Source organism: Nitriliruptor alkaliphilus DSM 45188 (assembly GCF_000969705.1).
In the GTDB taxonomy this organism is placed as follows: Bacteria; Actinomycetota; Nitriliruptoria; order Nitriliruptorales; family Nitriliruptoraceae; genus Nitriliruptor; species Nitriliruptor alkaliphilus.
In genome coordinates this window covers 1,747,373-1,773,210 of the sequence record NZ_KQ033901.1, presented here as the reverse complement: position 1 = coordinate 1,773,210, position 25,838 = coordinate 1,747,373, and the positions used below count along the sequence as shown (strand labels likewise).

The 25,838-nt window shown below is 72.3% G+C and carries 24 protein-coding genes; 11 read left to right on the top strand and 13 right to left on the bottom strand.

Going from position 1 to position 25,838, the window contains the following annotated elements:
* Positions 1–44 precede the first annotated feature (44 nt).
* Both NITAL_RS08355 and NITAL_RS08350 read left to right on the top strand, forming a co-directional pair.
* Entirely contained in the window at positions 45–566 is a 522-nt protein-coding gene (locus tag NITAL_RS08355) for a sigma-70 family RNA polymerase sigma factor (protein WP_052665701.1), read from the top strand.
* Positions 559–1,437, top strand: a complete 879-nt coding sequence (locus NITAL_RS08350; RefSeq protein WP_052665699.1) for a hypothetical protein — start codon at positions 559–561, stop codon at positions 1,435–1,437. The genes NITAL_RS08355 and NITAL_RS08350 overlap by 8 nt, the downstream gene beginning before the upstream one ends.
* A gap of 41 nt (positions 1,438–1,478) precedes the next feature.
* Here the strand turns inward: NITAL_RS08350 and NITAL_RS08345 are convergent, their stop codons facing one another.
* Positions 1,479–2,327 (bottom strand): hypothetical protein, encoded by an 849-nt coding sequence (locus NITAL_RS08345; protein ID WP_157041713.1) that lies wholly within the window; start codon positions 2,325–2,327, stop codon positions 1,479–1,481.
* Positions 2,324–2,587 carry a DUF6457 domain-containing protein gene (locus NITAL_RS27950; protein WP_052665690.1) on the bottom strand — a complete coding sequence of 88 codons (264 nt, stop codon included), beginning with the start codon at positions 2,585–2,587 and terminating at the stop codon, positions 2,324–2,326. The genes NITAL_RS08345 and NITAL_RS27950 overlap by 4 nt, the downstream gene beginning before the upstream one ends.
* A 126-nt stretch (positions 2,588–2,713) precedes the next feature.
* Here NITAL_RS27950 and NITAL_RS26360 point away from each other — a divergent pair, with 126 nt between their 5' ends.
* Entirely contained in the window at positions 2,714–4,123 is a 1,410-nt protein-coding gene (locus tag NITAL_RS26360; RefSeq protein ID WP_169786785.1) for a formate dehydrogenase accessory sulfurtransferase FdhD, read from the top strand.
* Here the strand turns inward: NITAL_RS26360 and pulA are convergent.
* The 3 genes from pulA to ettA are packed head-to-tail and all read right to left on the bottom strand — an operon-like array spanning position 4,081 to position 8,913.
* Positions 4,081–6,897: a pullulanase-type alpha-1,6-glucosidase gene (pulA, locus tag NITAL_RS08330; RefSeq protein ID WP_052665688.1), complete on the bottom strand. Its 2,817-nt coding sequence runs from the start codon at positions 6,895–6,897 to the stop codon at positions 4,081–4,083. The two genes, NITAL_RS26360 and pulA, sit on opposite strands and share 43 nt — an antisense overlap.
* Positions 6,898–6,916: 19 nt before the next feature.
* Entirely contained in the window at positions 6,917–7,243 is a 327-nt protein-coding gene (locus NITAL_RS27945) for a hypothetical protein (RefSeq protein WP_052665686.1), read from the bottom strand.
* An 11-nt stretch (positions 7,244–7,254) separates the two neighbouring features.
* A complete protein-coding gene (gene ettA / locus NITAL_RS08320) occupies positions 7,255–8,913 on the bottom strand; it encodes an energy-dependent translational throttle protein EttA (RefSeq protein WP_052665684.1) in 1,659 nt (552 codons plus the stop codon).
* A 255-nt stretch (positions 8,914–9,168) separates the two neighbouring features.
* Between ettA and NITAL_RS08315 the strand changes: the two genes are divergently transcribed.
* From NITAL_RS08315 to NITAL_RS08295, 5 genes are all read left to right on the top strand, one after another.
* Complete coding sequence (locus NITAL_RS08315; protein ID WP_052665683.1) at positions 9,169–10,722, top strand: S-layer homology domain-containing protein; 1,554 nt, start codon at positions 9,169–9,171, stop codon at positions 10,720–10,722.
* Between the two features lie 229 nt (positions 10,723–10,951).
* Complete coding sequence (locus NITAL_RS08310) at positions 10,952–12,502, top strand: S-layer homology domain-containing protein (RefSeq protein WP_052665679.1); 1,551 nt, start codon at positions 10,952–10,954, stop codon at positions 12,500–12,502.
* A 108-nt stretch (positions 12,503–12,610) separates the two neighbouring features.
* Positions 12,611–13,588 (top strand): chymotrypsin family serine protease, encoded by a 978-nt coding sequence (locus NITAL_RS08305; RefSeq protein WP_052665677.1) that lies wholly within the window; start codon positions 12,611–12,613, stop codon positions 13,586–13,588.
* 21 nt (positions 13,589–13,609) lie between these two features.
* Positions 13,610–13,840 (top strand): hypothetical protein, encoded by a 231-nt coding sequence (locus NITAL_RS08300; protein ID WP_052665675.1) that lies wholly within the window; start codon positions 13,610–13,612, stop codon positions 13,838–13,840.
* A 57-nt stretch (positions 13,841–13,897) separates the two neighbouring features.
* Positions 13,898–14,671 carry a maleate cis-trans isomerase family protein gene (locus NITAL_RS08295; RefSeq protein WP_342674222.1) on the top strand — a complete coding sequence of 258 codons (774 nt, stop codon included), beginning with the start codon at positions 13,898–13,900 and terminating at the stop codon, positions 14,669–14,671.
* Here the strand turns inward: NITAL_RS08295 and NITAL_RS08290 are convergent.
* From NITAL_RS08290 to NITAL_RS08280, 3 genes are read right to left on the bottom strand one after another with little or no spacing between them, the layout of a single operon-like run.
* A complete protein-coding gene (locus NITAL_RS08290; RefSeq protein ID WP_052665673.1) occupies positions 14,642–15,511 on the bottom strand; it encodes a maleate cis-trans isomerase family protein in 870 nt (289 codons plus the stop codon). The two genes, NITAL_RS08295 and NITAL_RS08290, sit on opposite strands and share 30 nt — an antisense overlap.
* A gap of 11 nt (positions 15,512–15,522) precedes the next feature.
* Entirely contained in the window at positions 15,523–16,029 is a 507-nt protein-coding gene (locus tag NITAL_RS08285) for a DUF3830 family protein (RefSeq protein ID WP_052665671.1), read from the bottom strand.
* A 4-nt stretch (positions 16,030–16,033) separates the two neighbouring features.
* Positions 16,034–16,768: a GntR family transcriptional regulator gene (locus tag NITAL_RS08280; RefSeq protein WP_083441354.1), complete on the bottom strand. Its 735-nt coding sequence runs from the start codon at positions 16,766–16,768 to the stop codon at positions 16,034–16,036.
* A 189-nt stretch (positions 16,769–16,957) separates the two neighbouring features.
* Between NITAL_RS08280 and NITAL_RS08275 the strand changes: the two genes are divergently transcribed.
* The 3 genes from NITAL_RS08275 to NITAL_RS08265 all read left to right on the top strand — a co-directional run bounded on the left by NITAL_RS08275 (position 16,958) and on the right by NITAL_RS08265 (position 21,128).
* Positions 16,958–18,208: an aspartate aminotransferase family protein gene (locus NITAL_RS08275; RefSeq protein ID WP_052665669.1), complete on the top strand. Its 1,251-nt coding sequence runs from the start codon at positions 16,958–16,960 to the stop codon at positions 18,206–18,208.
* The gene (locus NITAL_RS08270) at positions 18,205–19,626 is read left to right on the top strand and encodes an amidase (protein ID WP_211262278.1); all 1,422 of its coding nucleotides are present in this window, start codon (positions 18,205–18,207) and stop codon (positions 19,624–19,626) included. Before NITAL_RS08275 ends, NITAL_RS08270 begins: the two co-directional genes overlap by 4 nt.
* A 77-nt stretch (positions 19,627–19,703) precedes the next feature.
* Positions 19,704–21,128, top strand: a complete 1,425-nt coding sequence (locus NITAL_RS08265) for an aldehyde dehydrogenase family protein (protein ID WP_211262277.1) — start codon at positions 19,704–19,706, stop codon at positions 21,126–21,128.
* A gap of 37 nt (positions 21,129–21,165) precedes the next feature.
* Here NITAL_RS08265 and NITAL_RS08260 read toward each other — a convergent pair whose 3' ends face one another.
* From NITAL_RS08260 to ehuB, 5 genes are all read right to left on the bottom strand, one after another.
* The gene (locus tag NITAL_RS08260; RefSeq protein WP_169786784.1) at positions 21,166–22,020 is read right to left on the bottom strand and encodes a trypsin-like serine protease; all 855 of its coding nucleotides are present in this window, start codon (positions 22,018–22,020) and stop codon (positions 21,166–21,168) included.
* A 164-nt stretch (positions 22,021–22,184) separates the two neighbouring features.
* Positions 22,185–22,937 carry an ectoine/hydroxyectoine ABC transporter ATP-binding protein EhuA gene (ehuA, locus tag NITAL_RS08255; protein ID WP_052665660.1) on the bottom strand — a complete coding sequence of 251 codons (753 nt, stop codon included), beginning with the start codon at positions 22,935–22,937 and terminating at the stop codon, positions 22,185–22,187.
* Between the two features lie 43 nt (positions 22,938–22,980).
* Complete coding sequence (gene ehuD / locus NITAL_RS08250; RefSeq protein ID WP_211262276.1) at positions 22,981–23,832, bottom strand: ectoine/hydroxyectoine ABC transporter permease subunit EhuD; 852 nt, start codon at positions 23,830–23,832, stop codon at positions 22,981–22,983.
* Positions 23,829–24,572 (bottom strand): amino acid ABC transporter permease, encoded by a 744-nt coding sequence (locus NITAL_RS08245; RefSeq protein WP_052665658.1) that lies wholly within the window; start codon positions 24,570–24,572, stop codon positions 23,829–23,831. The genes ehuD and NITAL_RS08245 overlap by 4 nt, the downstream gene beginning before the upstream one ends.
* Before the next feature lie 84 nt (positions 24,573–24,656).
* The gene (gene ehuB, locus NITAL_RS08240) at positions 24,657–25,583 is read right to left on the bottom strand and encodes an ectoine/hydroxyectoine ABC transporter substrate-binding protein EhuB (RefSeq protein WP_052665656.1); all 927 of its coding nucleotides are present in this window, start codon (positions 25,581–25,583) and stop codon (positions 24,657–24,659) included.
* Positions 25,584–25,838 lie beyond the last annotated feature (255 nt).

Sequence of the window (25,838 nt, the reverse complement as noted above, 5' to 3'; positions counted from 1 at the left end):
GGATCGTGCGTCTTCAACACAGACCGACCGAAAGCCACCGGCACGTGAGCAGTCCGACGCCCGCCGACCTCTCGGCGTTCTGCCGTGAGACGCACCCACGGCTGGTGGCTGCACTCGGCCTGTACCTCGGTGACCCATCGGTCGCCGAGGAGCTGGCGCAGGAAGCACTCGTACGCACCGCGGTCAGGTGGGGACGGCTGGACCGCCCAGCCGGGTTCGCGTACCGGACCGCGATGAACCTCGCCCGCTCCCACCTCCGCCGCCGCCGGGCCGAACGCCGTGCCCTCGACCGGCTCGCACACGAGAGGGACAGCGTGCACCACGACCCCGACACCCCGACGCGGTTGGCGGTCCGTGAGCAACTCCGACAGCTGCCGCCGAACCAGCGGGGCGCGCTCGCCCTGCGCTACGGCGCGCAACTGACCGTCGAGGAGACGGCCGAGCACCTCGGGCTGACCCCCGATGCGGTCCGCTCCCGCTGCAAACGCGGCCTCGCTCAGCTCCGGCTGACGCTCGATACCTCCACCTCTGCCAGCAGCACTCCCCAGGTGGTCCGCGATGTCTGACCAGCTCGAACGCTACGAGGAGCTGCTGGTGGATGCCGCGCCCCAGGCGCGACGCCCCGTGGACCCCGACGACATCTGGGCCACCGCCCGGAGGCGGTCACGACGCGCCGCGGCGGTCACCAGCGGGGCCGTCTTCGCGGCGCTCGCCATCTCGACCACCGGCATCGTCGCGCTGCTGTCCGCCCCCACCACGCCGGTCATCGATCCGCTCGCTCCCGACGAGCGGACGAGCGACGACGACGTCCCGGTGTTCGACGACACGTCCGCCGAGGACGGCGCCTCACCCGAGGACTCCGGGCCCGACCCGACCGACGAACCGACCGACCCCGCCCCCGTCCAGGAGGCACCGACCGAACCCGACCCGGCCCGGACGCAGCCGACCGAGGAACCCGGACCTGTCACCGACCCTGAGGAGGCTCGCCCCCAGCCCGACGGGGCACGACACTCGACCGCCCACTGGCAGCAACTGAACGAGCGGTCGTTCGAGGCCACGTACGCGACGGTCGACGGCGAACGCCGTGACACCACCGAGGGCACCGCCTTCCAGGTGTGGTTCCGGGTCGTCGATGGCCGCCCAGCGGTGTTGTTCGACGCCGGCTGCGGCGGCAGCGGACACGAGGTCGGTGTCTCACCGGAGCGCCTGAACGTGGTCGCGGGCAGCTGGGGCCGTCCGAGCATGGGCTGCGACGAGGCCCGCGACGCGCAGGTGGACTGGCTCGAAGCGTTCGTCTCGGCCTCCCCTCGCTGGAGCCTCAGGGACGGACAGCTCACCCTGACGGCAGGCCACGCCCGGCTCGATCTGACCGCGACGACCCACCCCGAACCGACATCCCCGGCCGACTACTGGGAGCAACGCGACTCCGACGGCTGATCGAGGGCGGACGACGGTCGCATCGCCGAGCGCACCGCGCGTCAGCGGAGCGGGGACCGGAACGAGGCCAGCACCACGGGGCAGGCCTGGTCGACGATGTCGGCGGACGGGACCGGCCCCTCGCAGGTGATGCTCCACAGGACGGGCGAGTCAGGTTCGGGGTAGAACCACTGGCGCAGGCGCCGCGGCACCCCGTCGTCGAACTCGTCGTCCGGGGTGGTCATCGTGACCGCGCCGACCTCGTCGTCGCCCGCCTGCCCCGTAGTGACCTCCTCGACGTCGAGCTGCTGCTCGCGGAAGGTGTCGGCGAAGAACTCGGCGACGCCCGAGGGGTCCCCGACCGGCAGGTCCTGCTGCGGGGTCGCGTTGATCGTCAGGTGCAGTTCGGTCCCGTCGACGTCTGGCATCACCACCGCAGCGCGGAGCGACGAGGTCTCCCCGGCGGCGCCGGCATCGGTGAGGATCGGCTCCCAGTAGCGCACCCAGGCGTCGTCCGTCGAGGCGTCGACGAGCGGTTCGAGGTCGTCGCCGACCCGCCACACGCTCGCGCCGCTGGGCAGGCCGATCAGGTAGGGACCGAGCACCGGATCGGCGACCACGGCCACCTCCCAACCCTCCGGCAGGTCGGCCGCAGCCGACGCGATCCTGCCGTCGAACGTGTCCGGGTCGGGCTCACCCTCCACCTCCGCCGGGTCGATCGTGGCCACCTCGGGCAACTCGACGCCGTCGTCGACGTCCGTCCCGTCAGCGGCGGCGTCGTCGGGCCCTGCGGTCGGGTCGGCGTCGTCGGGGGCGGGACCGTCGTCGCCGTCGCAGCCGGCCAGCACCAGCGCCGCGACCAGCACGGCGGCAGCGCCCCGGCGGGCCGAGGTGCGTGGTCGGCGCCTCATGCGGTGTCCGGATCGTCGAGGGTCGCGACCAACGCGCGGACCGCCGCCGCTCGCTCCTCGGCCGGCGCGGCCGCGTACCGGACCCCGACGAGGAAGGTCGACACGGGCGCCGTCCACCGTTCGCTGGTGTGCGCCGCGATGCGCGCCAGGTCCAGCAGGGCCTCGCGTTCAACGTCGCTCACGGGTTCGAGGGACGGCGAGCCGTCGGCCGTCGGCTCGAGGGCGGCCAGGAGCTGGGTGAACCAGGTGTCGGGTTCCACGGGCGATCCGGAGGTCGGGTGCTGACGGTGGCTGCAGGGTCGGGGCAGGGTGCCACCTCCGGGCGGGCACGCCACAGACGGCCGCTGCCCTACCGTGCGGCACCGCGAACGACAGGAGCCGCACCGGTGGGAACCACGGGTCTCGTGCTCGCCGGTGGCGCGAGCCGTCGCTTCGGCAGCGACAAGCGCGTCGCGCCGGTGGAGGGCCGCCCCCTGCTGCGGCGTGCCGTCGACGCGGTGGCAGCCGTCAGCGACGAGGTCGTGGTCGCCGTCGCCCCCGCTCGGCCGCTCCCGAGCGGCCTGGCGCTGCCGTCGGACGTCCGCGTGGTCACCGACGCGCCGGGTCACGAGGGGCCGCTCGCCGGGCTGGCCGCCGGCCTGGCGGCGGCGAGCCACGACGTGGTCGTGGTCCTCGGGGGTGATCACGGCTGGGCCGACCCGGCCACCCTCGCGACGTTGCGCGACCGCGTCGCCGGTGACGCCGAGGTCGATGCAGCCGTGCTCGAGGTCGACGGCCGACGCCAACCGTTGGCGGCCGCGTACCGACGTCGTGTCGGCGAGGTCGCGCGTGCCCGCCTGGCGGCCGGCGAGCTGCGGCTGGTGGCGCTGCTCGACGACCTCCGGGTGGTGACGGTGTCCGCCCCCGGTGCCGAGCGCACCGCCCGCGACGTGGACGTGCCGGCCGACCTCGACCACGACCGGCGGACCACGCCCGTGCGGGTCACCGCGATCGACGGCACCGGCCGCCGGGAGGTGGACGTCGTCGACCACCTCGCCGGCGAGGAGCCCCTCCGGATCCTGGTCGCCGGACCCGGTCAGGAGCCCATCGCGGTCACGACCACGATGCGCACCCCCGGCCACGAACTCGACCTCGCGGTCGGGCTGCTGCACGCCGAGGGCATCGTCCGCGGCGGTGACGTCACCGCCTCCCGCCAGGGGGACGTCCTGACCGACGCCCGCCCGGACGACACCATCGTCGTGGAGGTCCGCGCGCGCATCGACCCCGCCGTGGTCGCCGAGCGTCACCTCCCCGCCACGGCGTCCTGCGGAGTGTGCGGCCGGGCGAGCATCGACGATCTGCTGGCGGCGACCGCTCCCCTGCACGATCTCGGTCCCACGGTGGACTGGCCCGTCCTGGCATCGCTCCCCGCGGCGCTCCGTGACCACCAGCGTGCGTTCGACGTGACCGGTGGGCTGCACGCGACGGGTATCGCACGGCCGGACGGGGAGCTGCTCACGGTCCGGGAGGACATCGGGCGCCACAACGCGCTCGACGCGGCCATCGGCGTGCACGTCCTGGCCGAGGAGGTACCGCTGACCGACCACGTCGTGGTGCTCTCCGGCCGCGTGGGGTTCGAGCTGGTCCAGAAGGTCGCGGTCGCCGGTGCCACCATCATCGTCGCCGTCGGTGCACCGTCGGACCTCGCCGTCCGGACCGCGGACGCCGTCGGCATCACCCTCTGCGGGTTCGTCCGCGACGGTGGTGGCAACGTCTACACCCACCCGCGTCGGGTGGGCGCAGACCCGCTGAGCTGACGGTCAGCGGACCTCGCCGCGGCCGGGCGGCGTCGCCGGCGGGCCCGGTGGGCCACCGCCTGCGTCGGGTGGCGCTGACCCGTCGTCCCCGAGCTGGACGAACACCGCCGTGGTCCGACCCGGGACAGCCACCGCACCGTCGCCGGTCGCGGTCGCCGCCCGCACTCCGCGTCAGCGGAGGCCTGCTGTACGGGGTGCAGCTGCCACTCCCCCGCCGGCACGGCACCCGCGGGCAGCTCGAGCGCATCCGGCGCGGCGTTGACCACCACGAGCACGTCGGTGATGGGCAGCTGTCCGGCCGACGCCTGACCGCCCGAGATCGAGTAGACGATCGACCCGAGCGGCGCGTCCGGACCGGTCGCATGGAAGCGCAGCTGGTCCTGGACCGCAGCGGCGTCCGGTAGCCGGAACAGGTCGGTCGAGCTGCGGATCGCCAGCAGCTCCTGCAGGTGAGCCGCGTTGGCATCGAGGTCGTCCGACGTCGCCACGGGGATGTCCCGCAGAAGCGGGGCCATGATCGGCCAGTTGTCCTCGTTCTTCTCCGCGGGCGGCAGACCGGCGCCCCAGTTGTTGCGCTGGCGGGTCCAGTCGACGCGGTTGAAGTGGTCGCCGCTGTCATAGCTGTCGCGGTCCAGCGACTTGGACCTCAGGAGGTCGCTGCCGCTGTGCAGGAACGGGGTGCCCTGCGACAGCACGACCGTGGACAGCCCGAGGTTCTGGACGCGCACGCGCTCGGCCATCGTCCGGGCCACCGGCAGCTTGTACGCAGAGGCGTCGAAGAGGGTCTCGTTGTCGTGCTTGGACACGTAGACCACGTGGTCGGTCGGCGCCTGCGCGTACCCGGCCGGTGAGCCGTTGTAGTTGAGGTCGCGACCGGCTCGGACCTGACCATCGCTGGTCTCGAAGGTGAAGGCCGCGAGGTTGCCCGCCATCCCGAGGCGCACCAGGTCGGCCATGCGGCGAGCCCGCGCCTCGACCTCGGCGGCCGTGCCCTGGTCGGTCGCGTTCGGGTCGACGGCCAGACCGGTCACGAAGCCCTGCTCCTGGACACCGGCGAACGGCGAGCCACCTCGGGCCGCGTCGCGCAGCCGGTCGCTGAAGGTGCCGATCCCGGTCCCGGCCATGTTGGCCTGGGTGGCCTGTTCGAACCGGGCGTCGCCCCCAACCTCGCCGAAGTTCCAGCCCTCGCCGTAGAGCACGATGGACGAGCCGTCCACCCCGTCGTCCTCGAGGGTCAGCGCGTCGAGCTCCTCGCGCAGGCGCAGCATCTGGGCCTTCGGGTGGTGGCCCATGAGGTCGAAGCGGAACCCGTCGACCTTGTACTGCGTGGCCCAGGTCACCACCGAGTCGACGATCAGCCGCTCCATCATCGCGTGCTCGGTCGCGGTGTTCGGGCAGCACGTCGAGGTCTCGACCCGACCGGTGTCGTTCAGGCGCTGGAAGTAGCCCGGCACGATGCGGTCGAGGACGCTCTGGTCGGCCTGGCCGGCCGCGTGGGTGTGGTTGTAGACCACGTCGACGACCACCCGCAGGCCGTCGCCGTTGAGCGCGGCGACCAGGTCACGGAACTCACGGGTACGCGCGGGTCCGTCGGGGTCCGAGGCGTAGCTGCCCTCGGGCGTGGTGAAGTGGTAGGGGTCGTAGCCCCAGTTGAACGCGTCGACGTGGCGGGTCTCGGTCACGAGGCGCTGCGGCTCGGTCGAGTCCGGCGCGAGGCCGTCGGGGATCACCGGTCCGGTGCGATCCTCGGCGCGTTCGCGGATGGTCGCGATGTCGTTGACCGGCAGCAGGTGGACGTGCGACAGGCCAGCGTCCGCCAAGGCCCGCAGGTGGTCGGTCCCCGCGGTGCCCGGGAGCGTGAACGCCTCGTAGGTACCCCGCACCTCCTCGGGAACGGTCGGGTCGCTGGCCGAGAAGTCCCGGACGTGCAACTCGTAGACCGTCAGGTCACGCTGTCCTCGGAACGCGGGCTTGACCAGGTCGGACCACCCGGTGGGAGCCAGGTCGGCGTCCGCGAGCCGCACCAGCTGCGAGCGGACCGAGTCGGCCGCCAGCGACAGCGAGTAGGGGTCGGTCACGAGGTTGGTCACCACCTCGCCCTCGGTGGGCACGTACACCTCGACCTCGAACAGGTAGGCGTCGCGGTCCCAGGACGGGTCGCCCGTCACCGACCACACGCCACCCTGGCGGGTCATCGGCACGACCTCGCGCGCCTCACCGCTGGACAGCTCGTCGAACAGGTGGACCCGCACCGACTTGGCCGTCGGTGCCCACAGGCCGAGCGAGGGCACGTCGCCGTCCCAGGTCGGACCGAGCGGTGCGTCCTCGTCGGCGAAGCGCTCATCGAGCACGCCGGGCAGCTGCAAGCCGGTGGCCGCGAGCAGCTCACCGTCGGCCGAGGTGGCCGACACCGCGAGTTGCCCGGTCAACCAGGCGTCCAGCGTCTCGTCGTCCAGTACGACGCCGAGCGACAGGGCGCTGCGGCCAGCGAGGTGGCGGAACCCGTCGCGGCCCGAGATGGCAGAGGGCAGTCCTCCCGCGACGGGGGACAGCTCGACGGCGTCACCGCCGGTGACCACGTCGTCGGCGATAGCCAGCCCACCCTGGGCCGCGTGGTGCAACCGGTAGGTCGCCCCGTCGTCGATGGCGGACGGCCAGGCGATCACGTCGCTGGTGACGAAGTGCGCCCGCTGCGCCCCGAGGTTCGGGCCGGCCGGGTCCCCGCTGCCATCGATGATCAGCACCTTGCTGTCGCGGTCCCAGGAGAAGGTCAAGCTCGCCCCGTCGTCGCGCTCAATCCTCGACGGCGACCCAACCGGTGCCCTCGGCCAACCACGCGCCGGCGGTCCCGTCGTGGGTCGCCACCAGGGACGCGAGCGTGGGGTAGCGCTCGAGCGCCCACTCGAGCTCGGTGACGTGGACGCGGTCGATGTCCTCGAGCTCGGCGTCCGACTCGTCGCCGGCGTACAGCTCCCACCCGCTGGCGGTGCGGCCGCCAGCGACGGTCATCCCGGCGTCATCCGGATCGAACGCGACGAACCCCGGATCGCGGGTGTCGTCGCCGAGCAGGCGGTCGCTGATCAGCACCAGCTGACCCTCGACCGCGGAGGTGGCGTCCACGAGGGCTCCCCTCAGCTGGTGCGGCGGGTCAGCGGCTTGTACTTGATGCGGTGGGGCTGCAGCGCGTCCTCACCCTTGCGCTTGCGTAGGTCCTCCTCGTACTCGGAGTACCCGCCGGGGAACCAGGTCACCTCCGAATCGCCCTCGAAGGCGAGGATGTGGGTGGCGACCTTGTCGAGGAACCACCGGTCGTGGCTGGTGATCACCGCGCAGCCGGGGAACTCGAGCAGTGCTTCCTCGAGGCTGCGGAGGGTGTCGACGTCGAGGTCGTTGGTGGGCTCGTCGAGGAGCAGCAGGTTGGCCTCGTTCTGCAGGAGCTTGGCGAGGTGGACCCGGTTGCGCTCACCGCCCGAGCACGTGCCGAGCTTCTTCTGCTGCTCGCCACCCTTGAACCCGAACGCGGCCACGTAGGCGCGCGAGGCCATCTCGGTCCGCCCGAGCTTGACCCAGTCGCCGCCGCCGGTGATCTCCTCGAACACGCTCTTGGCGGGGTCGAGCTCCTGACGGGACTGGTCGACGTAGCTCAGCTGGACCGTCTCGCCGACGCGCAGCTCGCCCTCGTCGGGGGATTCCTCGCCGACGATCATGCGGAACAGGGTGGTCTTGCCGGCACCGTTCGGACCGATGATCCCGACGATGCCGCCGGGCGGCAGCGTGAAGGTCAGGTCTTCGTAGAGCAGCTTGTCACCGAAGCCCTTCATGACGCCCTTGGCGTCGACCACCACGTCACCGAGGCGCGGACCCTCGGGGATCATGATGATGGGCTTGGTGATCTGCTTCGGCCGGTCCTGGTTGAGCATCGACTCGTAGGCCTGGACGCGCGCCTTGGCCTTGGTGCGCCGCCCCTGCGGCGAGGCCTTGACCCACTCGGCCTCCTCGGCGAGCTGGCGCTGGTGGGCGGACTCCTCGCGCTCCTCCTGGCGCAGGCGCTCACGCTTCTGCTCGAGCCACCCCGAGTAGTTGCCCTCGAACGGGAAGCCCTTGCCCCGGTCGAGCTCCAGGATCCACTCGGCCACCTCGTCGAGGAAGTAGCGGTCGTGGGTGATGGCCACCACCATGCCGGCGTAGTCGGCGAGGTGGCGCTGGAGCCAGGCGACGGTCTCGGCGTCGAGGTGGTTGGTGGGCTCGTCGAGCAGGAGGATGTCGGGCTTGCTCAGCAGCAGCTTGCAGAGCGCGACGCGGCGCTTCTCGCCGCCGGACAGGACGCTGACGTCCTCGACGTCGGGGACGCGTAGGGCGTCCATCGCGATCTCGATGGTGCGGTCGAGGTCCCAGGCGTCGGCCGCATCGATCGCGTCCTGCACCTCGCCCATCTCGTCGTAGACCTTCTGCATCTCGTCGTCGTCGAGGGGCTCGGACAGCTTGGCCGTCAGCTCGTTGAACCGACCGACGAGGCCCGCGGTCTCGCCCATGCCCGACAGGACGTTGTCCCGCACGTTCTTGGACTCGTCGAGCTCGGGCTCCTGCGGCAGGTAGCCGACGGACAGGCCCTTGGCGGGCCACGCCTCGCCCTCGAACTGGGTGTCGACGCCGGCCATGATCTTCATCAGCGAGGACTTGCCGGAGCCGTTCGGGCCGATGACCCCGATCTTCACCCCCGGCAGGAACGACAGCCAGATGTTCTCCAGGACCGTCTTGCCGCCCGGCACGGTCTTGGTCAGGCCCTTCATCACATAGCAGTACTCGGCCACGGCTGCGCTCGCTCCGGTTCGGGGGAGGTTGGGGGAGGTCGACCCCGAGGCTACCGACCAGCCCGGAGCCTCCCGCCCAGAGCGTCCCGCCCGGACGTGGGGTGAGCAACGACGGATCGGGACTGGGTAGCAGCGGACCGGGTCTGAGCAGCGGCTGCTCACGTCGCCGGCCTCGCGCTCGCGTTGCCTGCGCACATCGACCTGCCGCACCGACGACTCCCCGGAGGGACCTCTGTGAACCGCCAACGCCTCATCCGACGCCCGCTCGCCGGACTCCTCGCGCTCACCGCCCTGTCCGCGCTGGGCGCACCGATCACGGCGGCCAGCGCCGCCACGACCGCGACGTCGGTCACGGTCACCGACCCTGTCGGCGACGCGGAGGCACGCAGCGGCGCGCCGCTGCCCGCCCCCGGTGCCGCCGATCTGGTCGCCGCGGGCGTCACCCACGGCACCAACCACGTCACCTTCGTCGCCCGGGTCGCAGGCGGGCCCCACCCGCTCGAGGATGGCGTCCGTGACCAAGAGCTGTCCATGATCAACTGGGCCGTGGACACCGGCGGCGACGCCACCGCGGAGTTCTGGGCATCCGTCCAGGTCCTGGACGGCGCCTACGTGGGCGAGGTGTGGCACTCCCAAGCCGACCAGGCCACGTGCTCCGGGACGGTCGCCTACCACGCGGCCACCTTCACCACGTCTCTGAAGGTGCCCCGCACCTGCCTCGACTCACCAGCCGAGATCCGGGTCTACGCCTACAGCCGGTACATGGTCAGTGCACCGGACACCGCCTATCACGACTGGGCCCCCGACCAGGGGGGCGGCACCCCCGTGCTGTCCGATCCGGCTGCACGTACCCGGATCGCGACGTCGCTGTCGTCGGCCGTGTCCGCCTCGTCGGTGCCGGCCTTCTCGAAGGTGACCGTCTCGGGCAAGCTGACCCGCACCGACGGCGGTGCCGCCGTCACCGGGCAGAAGGTCACACTCCAGCGTCGCCCCACCGGCGGCAGCTTCGCCACCATCGCCACCACCACCACCGACAGCAAGGGCAACGTCAGCTTCACCATCGCACCGACCGCCTCGGCCTCCTACCGGCTGGTGCACTCCTACGCCGGCCGCACCGGCCCCGGGTTCGACAGCGCCACCTCCCCGACACGCACCATCGACGTCACCGCAGCCACGGACGACAACCCGGCCTGCGCCGCGGTCCCGGCGGTGACCTTCCCCGACGTGGCCGGCCCCCCGCACGGTGACGCCATCGGCTGCGTCGCCGGCTACGGGATCGCCAAGGGCCAGACCGACGGCACCTACCAGCCGGACGCCGACGTCCGCCGCGACCAGATGACCTCCTTCCTGGCACGCACCCTGCGGGCCTCCGGCGTCGAGCTGCCCGCCAACCCGAAGGACCGCTTCAGCGACGACAACGGCAGCACCCACGAGCTCGCGATCAACCAGCTCGCTGAGCTCGGGATCGTCCAGGGCCGCGGTGGTGACCGGTTCTCGCCCGCCAACCCCGTCACCCGCGAGCAGATGGCCTCGTTCCTGATCCGCACCCTCGAGGTCATCCTCGAACAGGACCTGGCCCCCACCGGCCCGAGCCCGTTCACCGACACCGCCGGCAGCGCCCACGCCGACAACATCGACGTCGCCGCGCAGCTCGACATCGCCAAGGGCCGCACCGCCACCACCTACGAACCGACCCAGACCGTCCGCCGCGACCAGATGGCCTCCTTCATCGCCCGCAGCCTGCGCGTCCTGCACGCCGAGGGGGTCAAGCTCACCCCCGTCAGCTGACCCAGACCCAGCGGCGCTGATGTCACCGGCATGTGATGCACTCTCCTCACACGCCGGTCGGCACCAGCGCCGCAGCGTCCCGCGCGGACGTGAGTGAGTAACGACGGGCCCGGACTGAGTAGCGGCGGATCGGGTCTGAGCAGCGGCTGCTCATGCCGCCGACCTCGACATGGCGTTGCCTGGGTCGCACGTCGGTACACGCTGCCGCCGACCTCCGAGAGGGAACCTCGTGCTCCGTTCGCGCTCGATCCGCCGCCCGCTCACCGGGATCCTGTTGCTGACCGCTCTGACCGCGCCGGCCGCACTGGCCGGCGCTGCCACGACCGCGACCTCGGTGACGATCACCGACCCCGCCAGCGACGTGACCACGAACGGGGGCGCACCGCACCCGGTACCTGAGTCGGCTGATCTGCTCGTGACCGGGGTCACCCACGGCACCCACGACGTCACCTTCGTCGCCCGGGTCGCAGGCGGGCCACACCCGCTCGAGGACGCCGCACGGGTCGAGGACTGGTCCTGGATCTCGTGGCGCGTCGACATCGACGGCGACGCCGACACGGACCTGGTGGTGTACGCCCGGGTCGAGGACGACGCGTACGTGGGCGAGGTGTGGCACCACAACGCCGACCAGGCCACGTGCTCCGGGACGGTCGCCTACCACGCGGCCACCTTCACCACGTCGGTGAAGGTGCCCCGCACCTGCCTCGGCTCCCCAGCCGAGGTCCGCTACGTCGCGGTCAACCGGTACACCTTCCTCGAGCCGGGCACCTACTACGAAGACCAGAGCCCCGACCAGGGACCCCCAGGCAGCTTGGCTGTGCTGTCCAATCCGGCTGCACGTACCCGGATCGCGACGTCGCTGTCGTCGGCCGTGTCCGCCTCGTCGGTGCCGGCCTTCTCGAAGGTGACCGTCTCGGGCAAGCTGACCCGCACCGACGGCGGTGCCGCCGTCACCGGGCAGAAGGTCACACTCCAGCGTCGCCCCACCGGCGGCAGCTTCGCCACCATCGCCACCACCACCACCGACAGCAAGGGCAACGTCAGCTTCACCATCGCACCGACCGCCTCGGCCTCCTACCGGCTGGTGCACTCCTACGCCGGCCGCACCGGCCCCGGGTTCGACAGCGCCACCTCCCCGACACGCACCATCGACGTCACCGCAGCCACGGACGACAACCCGGCCTGCGCCGCGGTCCCGGCGGTGACCTTCCCCGACGTGGCCGGCCCCCCGCACGGTGACGCCATCGGCTGCGTCGCCGGCTACGGGATCGCCAAGGGCCAGACCGACGGCACCTACCAGCCGGACGCCGACGTCCGCCGCGACCAGATGACCTCCTTCCTGGCACGCACCCTGCGGGCCTCCGGCGTCGAGCTGCCCGCCAACCCGAAGGACCGCTTCAGCGACGACAACGGCAGCACCCACGAGCTCGCGATCAACCAGCTCGCTGAGCTCGGGATCGTCCAGGGCCGCGGTGGTGACCGGTTCTCGCCCGCCAACCCCGTCACCCGCGAGCAGATGGCCTCGTTCCTGATCCGCACCCTCGAGGTCATCCTCGAACAGGACCTGGCCCCCACCGGCCCGAGCCCGTTCACCGACACCGCCGGCAGCGCCCACGCCGACAACATCGACGTCGCCGCGCAGCTCGACATCGCCAAGGGCCGCACCGCCACCACCTACGAACCGACCCAGACCGTCCGCCGCGACCAGATGGCCTCCTTCATCGCCCGCAGCCTGCGCGTCCTGCACGCCGAGGGGGTCAAGCTCACCCCCGTCAGCTGACCCAGACCCAGCGGCGCTGATGTCACCGGCATGTGATGCACTCTCGTCACACGCCGGTCGGCACCAGCGCCGCAGCCGCGTGACAGCCGCGACGGGGAGAGGACCGAGATGTCGGACGCCAGCGAGCTGCGGGCCGAGGCCGCGGCCTCCAAACGTGAGGTGCTCAGGGCGCTGCTCGGCCCGGCGGCGGCCGCCGCGGACGAACCGATGCAGCTGCCGCCACGCGGCAACCTGCTCGGCGTGGGGTACGGCGCCAAGGTCGTCGGCCGCGGTCTCGACGGCCTCGCGGTCCGCGTGTACGTGCGTACGAAACGGCCGCGTCGTGAGCTGACCGCCCGCGAGCTCGTGCCCGACGAGGTCGCCGGCGTGCCCACCGACGTGATCGCCCTGGGTGACCTCGTCGCCCGGGGCCGTCCCGTGCCCTGCGGGGTGTCGGTCGGCCACCGTGACGTGACCGCCGGGACCCTCGGCTGCCTGGTCGAGCTCGCCGACGCGCCGGGTCGCTACATCCTGTCCAACAACCACGTCCTGGCGAACTCGAACGCCGCCGAGATCGGCGACCCCATCCTCGAACCGGGGCCGGCCGACGGCGGTGACCCCGACGACCCCATCGCGCGGCTGCACGCGATGGTCCCGCTGCGGTTCGACGGCGGCAACACCGTCGATGCCGCGGTGGGTGAGCTCCTCGACCCGGCCGACGTCTTGCCCGAGATCGTCGACATCGGTCCGCCGCTGACCGAGCCGGTCGAGGCGGTGCTGTACCGCTCCGTGCGCAAGCACGGGCGGACGACCGGCCACACCGTGGGGGTCGTGCTCGACATCGCGGCCGACATCCAGGTCCGCTTCGGGACCCGGACGGTGCGCTTCGAGGACCAGTTCGCGGTGGTCGGGGCGGGCACACCGTTCAGCGACGGCGGCGACTCAGGCTCGCTCGTGGTCGATGGGCTGTCGCACGCGCCCGTCGGCCTGCTGTTCGCCGGGGGCGGCGACACCACGTTCTGCAACCCCATCCAGGTGGTGCTCGCCGAGCTCGGCGCCACGATCGTGGGCGCGGCCGACCCGGACGGTCGTACGCTGCCGGCGTGATCGACGACCGGGAGCACCGCTGTGCCGGGCCCTGACCGCCCCACCATCGAGCAGTTGCGGGCGGCCAAGCAGGAGGCGCAGCGCCGGTTCGGGCAGCAGGACGGGGTCGAGGGCGTCGGCATCGGGGACGGGTGCCTGCGCATCTACGTGCGCACGCAGCCGGCCACCCACGCGCTGCCCGAGGAGCTCGACGGGATCCGGGTCGAGTGCGTCGAGATCGGCACCATCACCGCGCGCCCCACCGAGGACTGACGCGCGGGAGCATCGGCTGACCGTAGGGTGGGGGCGACCCGACGATCGGTACCTGTCATCGCCGCCGACCGACACGACGCGGGACCCGTCCGGCTGGGGTTCCTGTACCCGGGCCACGCGGCCGAGGACGACTACCCCGCGGTCGCTGCCATGCTCGGCCCGCAGGTCGTCGTCGAGGTCGTGCACACCGGGATGGGCGAGGACGCCCATCGCGAGGACGCGCTGCTGGAGATCGGCGGCCGCGACCGGCTCCGACCCGGCGCGAAGGAGCTGCAGGCGCGCGGGGTCGACGTCGGCGTCTGGGCCTGCACCAGCGGGAGCTTCGTGTTCGGCTGGGACGGTGCGCGAGCGCAGGTCGACGCGCTGAGCCAGGACCTCGGAGCACCCGCGTCGAGCACCTCGTTCGCGTTCGTCTCGGCGTTGGCCGCGCTCGGCATCACGCGGGTCGCGGTGGCCGCGACCTACCCCGCCGACGTCGCCCAGCGTTTCGCGACGTTCCTCGACCACGCGGGCGTGGCCGTGCTCGCGACCGGTTCGCAGGGCATCGTCACCGCCGCCGAGGTCGGCACCCTGGACGCGGACGCGACCGTCGGCTTCGTGGCCGCTGGCGACCACCCGGAGGCACAGGCGATCCTCGTGCCCGACACCGCGCTGCACACCGTGCGGCTGCTCGACCGGCTCGAGGCCAGGGTCGGCAAGCCCGTGCTGACGGCCAACCAGGTGACCGTCTTCGAGGCGCTGCGCCTCAGCGGCCGCACCGCCCGCGCCGACGGTCTCGGCACGCTGTTCGCAGCCGGCACGTCAGAGCCGGTGACCCAACCCGGCCGGTGACGCCCCCGCCGCGGCCAACAGCAGCGCGGTCGAGCGGCTCATCGGGTCGCCGCCGCCCATGACCCACCCGTGCTCCTGGGTCGCCCGCGGCAGGATGTCGGCCTCCCAGAGGGCAGCCCACAGCGACACCTGGTTCGAGGTCAGGATCGGCACGCGCAGCTCGCGCTCCAGCTCGGCGACCATCCCGAAGGTCCGCATCGCCGTGCAGCTGACGTAGATCGCCTCGGCCTCGGGGTGCGCCGCCGATCGGACCAGCTCAGCGATCGTCGCCTGGCTGACCCGGCTGATCGATCCGTTGAGGCCCAGGTAGGCGGCCCGGACCGTCACCACACCGGCCTCGGTGAGGAAGTCGACGAGCTTGACGGTGGTGCCCTTGGTGTAGGGGGCCACGACCGAGACCCGCCGGGCGCCGACGGCATCGAGCGCCTGCAGCGCCGCGCCGCTGCTGGTGACCGCGCGGCGGGCACCGGCACGGAGCATCGCCTCGCGGATGGCCGCCTCACCGGCGAGCCCGTCGACGAAGCTGCCTGAGGTGCAGGCGTACAGGGTCGACGCGGGACGCACCGCCCCGAGCGCCTTGACGCCCTTGGCGACCACGCTCGGACGGCCGCACGCCCGGGCCATCTCCAGCCCCACCGGGGCCTGGACGTACGGGGTGCGGGTGAAGAACAGCTCGACGTGGGAGGGCAGGTACTTCCAGTACTCCCAGTCCAGCTCGAAATCGAACGGGACCACCACGCCGATCGCGTCGGTGTCGACCGGGACCTCGTCGAACCGCACCGGCCCCTTGAACCGCGTGGGGACCGACCCCTGAGGCGAGCGGACGACGGGTGTGGCCATGGCGGCCTCCCTCAGCTCTCGTACCGGCGCAGCAGGAGCCGTTCGCCGACGGCACCCTCACGCCACACACGGTTGCAGGCGGCGGCCAGTTCGTCGAGACCTTCGACCACGGTCGCGAAGACGTTGCCCGGGACGTACCCCACGTCGCCGTTGATCAGCAGGTTGTTGCGGCCGTAGAACAGCGCGATGTCGACCACCGTGTCGCGGCCCGCGCTGCCCTCGTCCTCGCTGTAGCCGTAGCTGGCGGCGGGCAGCTGACCCGAGGAGAACTCGAAGTAGCACAGGTCCCCGGGGATGGGGGTGATGGTCGGGTTCTCGAGTCCGACCGGTGGGTCGGCGAGCGCCGAGAAGAACGCGTAGACCTCGTTGCGGGCGTACTTGGCGTGGTAGAGGTCGTCCTCGAGGGGCAGGGCCTTCCACACGGCCGCGCAGGTCCGTGGCGCCTGGTCGTCGAGCAACCGGGCGACCCCGCGGGCCCCGATGGTCGGCAGCAGCAGCTCCAGGTACCTCGACGTCATCGGCTCACTCCTCGGGGGATCCGGGGTCGGGGGTACGCGCGGCCAGCCGGTCGACCCCGTCGCCGAGGTGCTGCTCGAGGACCCGCCGCGCGATGGCGGCGTCACCGGTGGCCACCGCGTCGATGAGCTCGGCGTGTTCGTCGACCAGCTCGGCGCGGACGGGGTAGGCCGGCTCGAGCGCACCGAGGCACAGCCGCGTCTCGACCACCAGCGTGGCGTACATCCGCGACAGACGCGGGCTGTCGGCCGCCGTGACGAGCGCGTGGTGCAGTTCGAGGTCGAGGTCAGCGACCGCCGGCCAATCGTCCTCGGCGGCGGCCGCCGCGAGCTGATCGAGCACGGCCCGCGCAGGCGCCAGCACGGCGCCGCCGTCCCGCCGCACGGCGTCGGCCACGCGTTCGACCGCTGCGGTCTCGACCGCCCGCCGAGCGAGATGGACGTCGGCGACGTCCGCCGCGCCCAACGAGACCACGAACACGCCGCGGTGCGGGTGGCTGATCAGCAGACCTTCCTGGATCAACCGTTGCAGCGCCTCGCGCACCGGGCCGCGGCTGACCTCCAGCTGCTCGGCGAGGTGAGCTTCTCCGAGCTGCTCGCCCGCCGGGAAGGTCCCGTCCCCGATGCCCGCGCGCAGGCGCTCGGCGATGAGGCTCACCGTGGTCCGACGCGCGATCGGCGCGATGGCACCCACCGCCGGCTCGTCGGGCGGCGCAGCGTCGCGGCTTCGGGTGACGGACACCGGGGCTCCTCGGTGACAGGCGGGTGGGGACGGTGGCAGGACGCACGGGTCCGTCGGCACGGGTCGTACGATTGTTGACAATCCTACGCACCGCTGCCACCGTGTGTCCAGCACCGCCTCCCACGGCCCGCACCGACCGTCGACCGGCGGGACCGGACAGCCCGGGGAGTCCACCTTCGAGGAGCGACGATGCTCTCCCCGCTGCTGCGCCAGTCCAGCGACGTCATCGCCGTCGGCGGCTCGGGCGCCGAGCTGTTCGGCCACGACGGCCGCCGCTACCTCGACTTCACCGCCGGCATCGGGGTGCTGTCGACCGGGCACGGCCACCCCCGGGTCGTGGCCGCGGCCCAGGAACAGATCGGCCGGATCGTGCACGCCCAGTACACGACCGTGCGCCACCAGCCACTGCTCGAGCTGAGCGAGCGGCTGACCGAGGTCATGCCGGCCGGGATCGACGCGTTCTTCTTCGCCAGCGCCGGCACCGAGGCGGTCGAGGCCGCCCTGCGGCTGGTGCGTCAGGCCACCGGCCGACCCAACGTCATCGCGTTCGACGGCGGGTTCCACGGACGCACCATGGGGGCGCTGTCGATGACGACCTCGAAGACGGCGCTCCGCTCCGGCCTGGCGCCGCTGATGGGCGGGGTCCACACCGCCCCGTTCCCGACCGCCCACCGCTACGGCTGGAGCGAGGCGGAGGCCACCCGGTTCGCGTTGGCCGAGCTCGACCACCTCCTCGCCACCCACACCGCCCCGGACGAGACCGCGGCGATCTTCGTCGAGCCGGTGCTCGGCGAGGGCGGGTACGTCCCCGCGCCGGACGCCTTCCTCCGCGGGTTGCGTGAACGGTGCGACCGTCACGGCATGCTGCTGGTCATCGACGAGATCCAGACCGGCATCGGGCGCACCGGCAGGTTCTGGGGCCACGACCACGCGGGCATCGTCCCGGACCTGGTGGTCTCGGCCAAGGGCCTGGCCAGCGGGTTCCCCCTGTCGACCTTCGGCGCACCCGCCGCGCTGATGGCGCAGGGGCGGCCGGGCTCGCAGGGCGGCACGTACGGTGGCAACGCCGTGTCCTGTGCCGCCGCGCTGGCGACCCTGGACGTGGTCGCCGAGGAGGGGCTGGTCGCACGCGCCGAGGTGCTGGGCGATCGGCTGCTCGACGGGCTGCGTCGCAGCACGCTGGACATCGACGCCGTCGGTGACGTGCGCGGGCGCGGGCTGATGGTCGGTGTCGAGCTGCGCGACCCGGAGGGTGCGCCCGACGGTGCCGCCGCGGGGCGGGTCCTCAAGGAGGCCGAGCAACGGGGCCTGCTGCTGCTGGCGTGCGGCGCCTACGGTCAGGTCGTGCGGCTGATCCCACCGCTGGTCGTCGACGAGGCACAGGTCGACACGGCGATCGCGATCGTGACCGAGGCGATCGAGAAGGCGACGGCCGCGTGACCGCCCCGACGACCGGCGCCGCGATGGAGGCCCTCACCGACCTGCCGGCCACCGAGCTGGTCGCCCGGTACGCCCGCGGCGACCTGTCGCCGGTCGAGGCGACCGACGCGTGTCTCGCCCGGATCGCCGAGGTCGACGAGGTCACCAACGCGTTCTGCTTCGTGGACGCCGACGGTGCACGCGCCGCGGCGCTGGCCTCCCAACGACGGTGGGCCGCCGGTGCGCCGCTCGGCGTCGTCGACGGGGTCCCGGCGGCGATCAAGGACCTGATGCTGGTGACGGGGTGGGCGACCCGCCGCGGGTCGCTCACGACCGACGCGGCCGTCCTCGACACGACGGACTCGCCGTCGGTGGCGGCGCTGCGGGCCAACGGCGCGGTCCTCGTGGGCAAGACCACCACACCCGAGCTCGGGTGGAAGGCGGTCACCGACTCGCCGCTGACCGGCGTCACCTGCAACCCGTGGGACCCTGCCCGGACCGCCGGTGGCTCCAGCGGCGGCAGCTCGGCCGCCGTGGCGACGGGGATGGTGCCGTTGGCGACGGGCAGCGACGGCGGCGGGTCGATCCGCATCCCGGCGGCGTTCTGCGGGCACGTCGGTCTCAAGCCCACCCAGGGCGTCGTGCCCCTCTGGCCCGCCACCCCGTACGGCACGCTGGCCCACCACGGCCCGATGACCCGGACGGTCGCCGACACCGCCCTGATGCTCGACGTGCAGGCCACCCCGGATCCGCGCGACGCGACCGCGCAACGCCGCCCCGAGGGGCGCTTCGTGGACCAGCTCGAGGGCGGGGTAGCGGGGCTGCGGGTGGCCTTCAGCCCGACCCTCGGCGGGATCGTCGTCGAGCCGGAGATCGCCGCGGCGGTGGCCGCCGCGGTCGATCTGCTGGCGGACCTCGGCGCCCACGTCGAGCTCGCCGACCCGGATCTCGGCGATGCCCTGCCGATCTTCGAGACGCTGTGGAACGTCGGCGCCGCGCAGGCGACGGCGGCGTGGACCGACGCGCAGCGCGCGGCGATGGACCCGGGGCTGCGGCGCATCACCGAGGACGGTGCCCGTCGCAGCGGGGTCGAGTACGTCGCCGCCGCCGTGGCGCGCGGTGACCTGGCCACCCGCGTCGGCACCTTCCACGAGCGCTTCGACCTGCTCGTCACGCCCGCCGTCGGCATCAGCCCCTTCGGCGCCGATCTCGACGTACCGGACGGGTGGCCCGACGACCGCTGGCCGACCTGGGCGGGCTTCAGCTGGCCGTTCAACCTCACCGGTCAGCCGGCGATCTCGGTGCCTTGCGGTCGCACGTCGGCGGGGCTGCCGATCGGGCTCCAGCTGGTCGGCCGTCGTCACGAGGACGCGCTCGTCCTCCGGGCCGCCCACGCCTACGAGCAGGCCGGCCCCGACGCCGGGCGACCACCGCGCTGACACCGGCCGCGACCTCGCGGACCGGACCTGCACCTGCAGCTGCCCACCTCGGAGGGCACGACGCCTGGAGGCACACCGTGGATCAGACCCCCGTCCGCATCGGCGGCGAGCTGGTGACGACGGCCGACGCCGTCGAGGTCGCCGACCCCTGCGACGGCGCGCTCGTCGGGGCCGTTCCCCGGTGCGGGCCGGCCGAGGTCGATGCCGCGTGCGCCGCCGCGGCCGCCGCGCTGGCGCGATGCGACCTGCCCGCCCACCGTCGGGCTGCCGTCCTCGATCGCACCGCCCGGCTGCTGCTCGAGCGGCGCGAGGAGTTCGCCCGCCGCATCTGCCGCGAGGCCGGCAAGCCCATCACGACCGCACGCGGCGAGGTCGACCGCTGCGTCGACACCTTCCGCTTCGCCGCCGGCGAGGCTCGGACGCTGACCGGCGAGATGGTCCCGATGGGCGCATCCGCATCCGGGGAGGGCCGGCTCGGGTTCGCGCTGCGGGTGCCGCTCGGCGTGGTCGCAGCGATCACGCCGTTCAACTTCCCGCTCAACCTCGTGGCGCACAAGCTGGCGCCGGCGATCGCCGCCGGCTGCCCCGTGGTCCTCAAGCCAGCACCGCAGACGCCGCTGACCGCGCTGGCGCTCGTCGAGCTGCTGATCGAGGCCGGCCTGCCCGCGGACTGGATCTCGGTGGTCACCGACGGCGGGCGTGAGGCCGCGATCCCGCTCGTCGCCCACGACGTCCCGGCCATGGTCACCTTCACCGGCAGCGTCGGTGTCGGCTGGTCGATCGCCGCCGCCGCGCCGCGCAAGAAGGTCGCGCTCGAGCTCGGCTCGAACGCCCCGGTCATCGTCGAACCCGATGCCGACCTCGCCGACGTCGCGCGACGGATCCGCGCCGGCGGGTACGGCTACGCCGGCCAGTCCTGCATCTCGGTGCAACGGGTCCTCGCGCACCGCGACGTGCACGACGAGCTCGCGGCACTGCTGGCCGAGGCCGCAGCCACCCTGGTGGTGGGCGACCCCGGCGACGAGGCCACCGAGGTCGGCCCCCTGATCGATCCGGGCGCGGCGGCACGCGTGGTCGGCTGGATCGAGGCCGCGGTCGACGGCGGCGGTCGGGTGGCGACCGGTGGGCAGCTCGTCGGCGACCGCACGGTGCAGCCGACCGTGGTCGTCGCACCGCCACTCGACAGCGAACTGTGGCGCGAGGAGATCTTCGGACCCGTGGTGGTCACCCGGCCCTACGACGACCTCGGCGAGGCGATCGGGCTGGCCAACGACAGCGCCTTCCGGCTGCAGGCCGGCGTGTTCACCCGTGACCTGTCGGCCGCCATGCGCGCCGTCCACGAGCTCGACTTCGGCGGCGTCCTGATCGGCGACGTGCCGACCGTCCGCGTCGACCAGCAGCCCTACGGCGGCGTCGCCGACGCCGGCAACACCCGCGAGGGGCCGGCACACGCCATCGCGGAGATGACCGAGCTGCGCTTCGTCAGCCTGCCGGCCGGCTGAGCGTCCGCGGTCGGCGCTCGGCCGCGCCAGGGCCCGTTCAGCGGTGGACGACCTCCAGCTCCTGGTCGTCGGGTACGAGCGAGGACACCCAGTCGTGCACGACCTGCTGGTCGGTCCGGTAGGCGAAGCCCGGACCCGTGCAGGTCTGCGCGGACAGCCCGAAGGAGGTCACCCCGGCGATGACGTTCGTGCCGGCGAGGAAGACCGGACCGCCGGAGTCACCGAAGCAGGTGCCGCCCTTGCCCTTCCCCGGGTCGCCGGAGTGCGCCAGGTTGTAGCCGTCCGTCAGGTTGTTCGTCAGGTTGGTCAGCGTGGCGGTGGCCATCATCCGTTCGCGCAGCGAGGTGATCTGGACCGGGTTGATCCAGTTGACGCCGTAGCCACTGACGGTGAAGGAGACGTCCTTCTTGCCGGAGCGGGCAGCGAGGCGGTCGAGCGATCCGGGATCGAGCAGGGCGCCGTACAGGACGTCCTCCACCGTTTCGGCGAGGATCACCACGCCGACGTCACGGGTCTCGGGGAAGCTCGCGAAGTCATCGTAGCCGGGCATGGTGTGGACCTCGGCGGCCTCGACACCGCCCCACTCGGGGTAGCCGGAGACCGGGTCGACGCCGAGCTCCGGGTCGAAGTTCACACCGGCGTCCTGCTCGAAGTAGACGCGGGCGTCCGCCGCTCCGTCGGTGCAATGGCCTGCGGTGAGGAAGACGGTGGTGGTGAGCAGGGTCCCCGAGCAGCGACCGGCGAACTCCCCGTCATCGTCGTAGACGACCAGCAGTCCGACCCCGGTGTGGACGAAGTCGCGCTCGTAGTTGCCGGTGACTGCGGTCGCCGGCAACGTGAGGGCGATGGATGTGGCGAGCGAGACGACGGCGACGGTGACGGTCCTGCGCACGAGATCCCCCATGTGGTCGTGGACGCCACGCGGCGCCTCAGGGCGCCTGACCGTAGGCCCAGCGCAGCTCCCGCGGCGCCGATACCTCGGACCGCGTAGCGGCCACCGCGCGCGGGAGGGCCACGTGGGCGGCGGTCCGCCGCCCGGAGGCCCCCTCGGGCGGGTCAGTGCTCGAAGACGGCGCCGAGGAAGTCCTTGGTGCGCTGCTCCTGCGGGTCGCGCAGCAGCTCGTCGGGGGTACCGGACTCCAGGATCTGCCCGTGGTCGAACATCACGACGCGGTCGGCGATCTCGCTGGCGAAGCCCATCTCGTGGGTGACCAGCATCATCGTGGTCGCGCCCTCCTCGGCGATGTCGCGCAGCACGTTGAGCACCTCACCGACCAGCTCGGGGTCGAGCGCCGAGGTGACCTCGTCGAACAGCATCACCGCGGGCTCGGTCGCCAGGGCCCGGGCGATCGCCACGCGCTGCTTCTGGCCACCGGACAGCTCGCCGGGGGTGTGGTTGGCGTGGTCGGCGAGGCCGACCTTCTCGAGCAGCTCCATGCCGCGCTCGCGGGCCTCGTCGCGGCTCTTGCCGTGCACCTTGACCGGCGCCAGCATGATGTTCTCGAGCGAGCTCATGTGCGGGAACAGGTTGAAGTGCTGGAACACCATCCCGATGTCGGAGCGGACCTTGCTGATCTGCTTCTCGTTCGCGGGCTTGAGGCCGCCGGGACCCTCGCGGTGGTAGAGGTGCTTGCCGCCGATCTCGATCGTCCCGCTGTCGGGACGCTCGAGGGTCATGATCACGCGCAGGATCGTGGTCTTGCCGGACCCCGACGGGCCGATGATCACCACACGTTCGCCCGGGTCGACGTCGAGGTCGAGGTCGCGTAGGACCACGTTGTCACCGAAGCGCTTGTTCACGCCGCGCATGCGCACACCCGCGGCGCCCTTGGGCGAGACCGCGGCGGCGCTGTCAGATGCGTTCGTAGGCAAGGCGTCTCTCCAGTCGTCGCACGAGGAACGCGGCCGGCAGGCTGACGAGCAGGAAGCCGACACCGATGAGCAGGTAGGGCTCCACCGGCCGGAAGGAATCGGCCCGGATGGTGTTGGCGAAGAACAGCACGCCTGGCACCGCGACGACCGCGTCCGCGATCGGCGCGTCCTTGAAACCGGCGATGAGGTAGTTGCCGAGGGCCGGCAGGGTGTTGGGCACGGCCTGCGGGATGATGACCTTGGTCCACTTGGTCCAGGGGCTGAGGTTCAGCGCCGTCGACGCCTCCCACTGCCCCTTGGCCACGCTGTTGATGCCGGCGCGGTACCCCTCGGAGCAGTACGTGGCGTAGTGGACGCCGAGCCCGATGATCAGCACCTGCACCCCCGTCAGCGCGATGACGGGGGTCGCGCGGGTGAGCGCCTGCAGGAACACGAGCTGGACGAGGATCGGCGTCGAGCGGATGAACTCGATGATGGCCACCGCGGGCCAGGAGACGGCCCTGACCTGCGAGCGGCGCGCCAGCGCCATGAGGAACCCGAGGGTCACGGCGATCATGAAGCCGAGGACGGTCGCCCGTGCAGTGACGTACAGGCCGCGCAGCATCTGCGGGATGAGGTGGAACAGGAACTCCCAGTCCGGCACGACGTCGCGCTCGGCGGTGAACCGGGCCTGGTAGCGCCCCGTCACGTCGCCGGCGCTCACGAGGATCGCGAAGCCGATGGTGACCAGCGCGACGGGGACGGCGACGTCCGGTCGGCGGTACCAGCGGCGGTGCGGCTGGAACTCGGGCCGGTCGCTGCGGCCCTCGGTCGGCGTGGTCGCGGCGCTCAATTCCCGGCTCCCGCGAGGTTGGCGTCCGACGGCAACCGGGGCAGCTCCCCGGTCCGGGCCCGGTACCGGCGTTCGAGCCGCCACTCGAGGAACCGGAACAGACCGTTGATCGCTTGAGCCGCCACGAAGTAGATGATCAAGACGTTGAGGAACAGGACGGTGACGCCCGCCACCCCGGCCGCGAGCTGCTGCTGGATGAGGTTGCGGGTCTGCTGCATGATGTCGCTCATGCCGATCAGGGACACCAGCGCCGTGCCCTTGAGGATCTCGATGGTGAGGTTGCCGAACGGCGGCAGGATCAGGCGCATCGCCTGCGGCAGGGTCACGTTGCGCAGCCGTTGCCCGGGCGAGAGGTTCAGGGCGATGGACGCTTCGGTCTGGCCCTTGGGGACCGCCAGGATCGCGCCGCGGACGATCTCGGCCCCGTAGCCGCCCATGTTCAGGCCGAGCGCGAGCGAGGCCAGGTAGACCAGGGCCGCCGAGCTCACGCGGATGTCGAGCAGGATCGGCACGGCGATGGCCATGATGAACAGCAGGATGATCGACGAGATGCCGCGCGCGAACTCGACGTAGACGAGGGCCGCACCCCGGATCCACCGCTGTGGAGCGAGGCGCAGGACGCCGAAGATCAGCGACAGCACCACACCGAGCAGGAACGACAGCCCGAGGACCTGGAGCGTCAACTGCAGACCGAGCATCAGCTGCCGGTACTGCCCCGAGCTGAGGACCCACTCCTCCATGGCACTCCCTGCCGATCGCGGCCGCCGCTGCTCACCAGCGGCCCGGACCCGACGCTGGACGAGTCCGGGCCGCGCGTGGTGGACCTACGAGAGGTCGTCGACGGTCAGCTCGTTGGCCTTCGCGACGTCCTCCTCGGTGAAGTCCTCGTACGCGGTGATGATCTCGGTCGTGGTGCCGTCATCCCGGAACCGGTTCAGCACCTCGTTGAACGCGTCCCGGAACTCCTCGTCGTCGAAGGCGTGGCCACCACACGGCAGGATCTCCTCGCCGTCTTCGGTCACCGGGAAGAAGCCCTCGACGGCATCGATGCCATCGCGTGCGTTCGCCTGGGTCTGGACCGTGGCGAGGGTGCCGGTCACGGCGTCGACCTCGCCGGCCTCGAGCGCGCGGTACATCGACTCGATGTCGCCGAAGGTCGCGACCTGGTCGTCAGGGACGCCGGCCTGCTCGACGTAGTCGACCTCGACCGTGCCGGTCGCGACCGCGACGGTGACGTCGGGGTTGTCGACGATGGACTGGTAGTCCTCGATCCCGTCCGGGTTGCCGGCGGGGACGGCGAGGGACTCGGCCACGCAGTAGTCCGGGTCGGAGAAGAAGACCTGCGCGGCACGGTCGGGCGTGATGTACATCCCGGCGGTGATGATGTCGAACTGGCCGGCCTGCAGCCCACCGATCAACTCGCCGAACTCGACGACCTGCGCGTCGTTGATGGCGATGCCCATCTCGTCGAGGACAGCGCGGGCGACGTCCGGACCGATACCGGTCGGCTGGCCGTCCTCGCCGATGGAGCCGAACGGCACCTCGTTGGCCACGCCGAGGGTGACGCCGGACTCCTGGTACCGGGCCACGACCTCCGAGACCTCGCCGTCGGCGTCGCCGTTGCCGTCGACGTCAGCTGTGGTCCCGGCGTCGTCGTCACCGGCGCCGCACGCGGCGAGCAGGAGCCCTGCGGCGAGCGCCACGGCGGTGGTCCGTCCGCGGCGGCGGAGCGATCGTTCGCTGTTCCTCATGCTGGTTCCTTCATCGGCAAGCTGGGCGCGCGGAGGGGCAGCCGGACAGCGGGGCGAGCCGGCGGGCGCGAGGTGTCGTCGACACCAGCGGTCCAGCGAGGGGACGACCCTCGCGTTCGATCCGAATGACACCGGACGACGGACCCGACTGTGGACGACACACGGAGCAACGGCGCGGGCCCGAGAACGGCGGGCCCCGACCGCGATATCGACGCTAGTGCCGGTGACAGCGGCGCTCCGGGGGAGGTCGTTGTC

Excerpts from the sequence above, each read along its gene's own strand:
- ehuB (WP_052665656.1), bottom strand. The coding sequence starts at position 25,583 with ATGAGGAACAGCGAACGATCGCTCCGCCGCCGCGGACGGACCACCGCC.
- NITAL_RS08275 (WP_052665669.1), top strand. The coding sequence starts at position 16,958 with ATGCTCTCCCCGCTGCTGCGCCAGTCCAGCGACGTCATCGCCGTCGGC.
- ettA (WP_052665684.1), bottom strand. The coding sequence starts at position 8,913 with ATGAAGGGCCTGACCAAGACCGTGCCGGGCGGCAAGACGGTCCTGGAG.
- NITAL_RS08285 (WP_052665671.1), bottom strand. The coding sequence starts at position 16,029 with ATGACGTCGAGGTACCTGGAGCTGCTGCTGCCGACCATCGGGGCCCGC.
- NITAL_RS08350 (WP_052665699.1), top strand. The coding sequence starts at position 559 with ATGTCTGACCAGCTCGAACGCTACGAGGAGCTGCTGGTGGATGCCGCG.
- NITAL_RS08305 (WP_052665677.1), top strand. The coding sequence starts at position 12,611 with ATGTCGGACGCCAGCGAGCTGCGGGCCGAGGCCGCGGCCTCCAAACGT.
- NITAL_RS08245 (WP_052665658.1), bottom strand. The coding sequence starts at position 24,572 with ATGGAGGAGTGGGTCCTCAGCTCGGGGCAGTACCGGCAGCTGATGCTC.
- NITAL_RS08345 (WP_157041713.1), bottom strand. The coding sequence starts at position 2,327 with ATGAGGCGCCGACCACGCACCTCGGCCCGCCGGGGCGCTGCCGCCGTG.
- ehuA (WP_052665660.1), bottom strand. The coding sequence starts at position 22,937 with ATGCGCGGCGTGAACAAGCGCTTCGGTGACAACGTGGTCCTACGCGAC.
- NITAL_RS08290 (WP_052665673.1), bottom strand. The coding sequence starts at position 15,511 with ATGGCCACACCCGTCGTCCGCTCGCCTCAGGGGTCGGTCCCCACGCGG.